This is a genomic window from Methylibium rhizosphaerae, assembly GCF_006386545.1.
GTDB lineage: Bacteria > Pseudomonadota > Gammaproteobacteria > Burkholderiales > Burkholderiaceae_C > Pseudorivibacter > Pseudorivibacter rhizosphaerae.
This window is the reverse complement of the sequence record NZ_SWAR01000097.1, coordinates 1-2,392: the sequence shown is the minus strand read 5'-3', so window position 1 is coordinate 2,392 and position 2,392 is coordinate 1. Positions and strand designations below refer to the sequence as shown.

Annotated in this window: 2 protein-coding genes and 1 pseudogene; 1 reads left to right on the top strand and 2 read right to left on the bottom strand. The window is 59.8% G+C overall.

Annotation, left to right across the window (positions count from 1 at the left end):
* Positions 1-266 (bottom strand): annotated as a pseudogene (locus E8D38_RS27420) (transposase); the annotation flags it as partial.
* A 169-nt stretch (positions 267-435) separates the two neighbouring features.
* Positions 436-954 (bottom strand): hypothetical protein, encoded by a 519-nt coding sequence (locus tag E8D38_RS27415; protein ID WP_140637449.1) that lies wholly within the window; start codon positions 952-954, stop codon positions 436-438.
* Between the two features lie 254 nt (positions 955-1,208).
* On the opposite strand from E8D38_RS27415, the gene E8D38_RS27410 reads away from it, so the two are divergent.
* A complete protein-coding gene (locus E8D38_RS27410) occupies positions 1,209-1,751 on the top strand; it encodes a DUF3251 domain-containing protein (RefSeq protein WP_140637448.1) in 543 nt (180 codons plus the stop codon).
* Positions 1,752-2,392 lie beyond the last annotated feature (641 nt).

The window sequence follows — 2,392 nt, the reverse complement described above, 5'->3', positions numbered from 1 at the left end:
TTCTCCACGCGCTCGGCGATGAAGTCAGGCTCGATGAACGGGTTGAGCTTCTTGCGCTTGCCCGGGCGCATCGCCACGTGCCACGTCGGGCCTGCGGCCTCTGGCCGCTTGTGCACGCCTTGGCAGCCCGCATCGCCGAAGGCCGCGTACTCCTCGCCATGCAGCAGTTGCCCGGCGACATTGAGGTCGTTGACGTTGGCCGCTGTGCCAATGACCGTGTGCACCAGCCCCGAAGCAGCATCCACGCCGATGTGCGCCAGCACGCCTGAGTCAATCTAATTCACGACCATTCATCGGCAGGACGAGTCTTAGTGCACTTAAGCACTTCGGGCGGACACAGGCGAGAAGATGTCCCAAGCGGCGCGCTTTCGATATGGTTCACAGCACTGAGAGAACGCCGTCATGGCGCTGCGCTTTGGTTCGAACGGAGAGGGTTCATTTCCCTCGCGCAGCGGCGCGAAACTTCTCTAGGGAGTCGTCGAGCGTCGCAAGTATTGACTTGGCCTGCTCGTCTGTCCGGTTAGCTCCAACCGTCATTACGACAGAGGTCATGTAGATCGGGTACCACGTCTGCGGATTTCTCTTTTCGTACGGCAGGAAGTTCGTCATGACAATCGTGGCAGAGGCCACGGTCCAGACACTCGACGATCGTGGCGAGGTTTCTGGGTCAAGCGTTATGAGCTTGACCTCCAATCCTGATTCCTCCGGGCCAACGAGTTGATAGCCGCTAGAAGATCGAACTGCCTCCCGAAGCGAGAACGCGAGGCGCTTGCCTACGGCGTCCTCTCCGCTGTGAGTGACGCTCACGCGAATCTTGGCGTCCTGGGCAAGGGCGACGGTGGACGCCAACAGCAGCGCAAGGGCGCACAAGAGCTTTTGCATAGGTGGGCGCATGGAGTAGTGGCGGACGCCATGAAGGTCCATCATGCGGATTGTCGCGAGGACTGCGCTCAACACGCGCTCTACGCCGCTATCGCGGCCGCAGATGTGTGCCTTTTTTGACGACGCTTTGATGCTCCGCTGGCAAAGGGGCGACACATCATCCGTTCGGGGGATCGACGTTGCGGGCGGCGTTCCCTTAAATGTCAGCGGGAACGATTTGACTTGCAGATCTTGGCAAGCAAGATCGTTGGTGGTGGGAACAAGCCGATCTGGAGAGCGTAGTTCTCCTCAAGGCGACGCGGGTTGCGAGTCAGGAGTTATTCACCATGAGACATACGCTCACGAGTGCGGTTGTTTTGACGTGTTTGTCTCTGGTCGGTTGCACCGACGAGTCACGTGTCAAGGCACTCGAAGAAAGGCTCGCCGCGTTGGAGGCGGCCAATAAGGCGCTCGCCACAGAGGTCCAGAACCTTGAGTTCCGACTGGAGATAGCCGGCTGGGATCGAATTGCCTACATGAAGCCAGGAGACAGTGGCTATTCGGCCATTCGCTATGACTTGGGGGTCGTGACCGTGAAGATTTCCGACATCAAACCATATGCCAACGGCAGCAAGATTTGGCTTCAATTCGGAAACCTTGCCTCTGCGAGGGTAGATGGTCTCAAGGCCACGATCGAGTGGGGCTCAGTCGATGACAAGGGAAATGCGCAGAACGATCGGGCTAAGTCCAGAGAGGTGGCCTTCAGCGAACCACTGGCGGCCGGCGCTTGGACTACAACCGAATTGGTTCTGGAGGGCATTCCACCGGCAGAACTGGGGTTTGTTCGGCTGAGAGATGTAGGGCATCGTGGAATCGGCCTCCGTCGCTAAGGTGCGGTGTAATTCGCCGCGACAGGGATTCGACCGCACGACCTCACACAGCGTCCGGTCGGGCCAGCTCGACTCGCCCGACCGGACGGCTGCAAGGAGGCGGGCATCGTGAGCTCGCCCGGTGGCGATGACCGGCGCCTCCCGCTGCGAAGGCGACTTGCGAAGCCCAAGGGCTGTTTGAGACTGATTGCCGTCGCTCGAGGGTGACGTCCCAATGACAGGTTTCGCCGGCAGCGCACGCTTGAGCGAATAGAGCAAGCTGTGCACGTGTGCACGCTGCGCCGTCTTCGTCGAACGACTGTTGCCCCATAGCGGAATTCAGAGCCTGGAATTCGGATCGCCGAAGTGCGCTTCTCGGCTCGATGGCCCGGTGGGGCTTAGGCACCCGGATTCTCACTCCCGACGGCGAGGAGAGCGATTCAATCGAGTTGTTCGAGGGCTACCATTGCGCGTTCGAGGCTCTCTGACTTCTCACGTGCCACATGGGGGCGTAAGCTCCCCCTCACCGTAGACACCTGAATCTGGAGAATGCGGCCTCAAAGAGGAAGACGAGGACGCGATGAGGAAGAGCAAGTTCAGCGAGAGTCAGATCGTGGCGATCCTGAAGGAAGGTGAAGCGGGGCTGGCCGTGGCCGAGTTGT

What these genes read in the sequence shown, in the direction of transcription:
- E8D38_RS27410 (WP_140637448.1), top strand. Translation starts at nt 1,209, where the DNA reads ATGAGACATACGCTCACGAGTGCGGTTGTTTTGACGTGTTTGTCTCTG.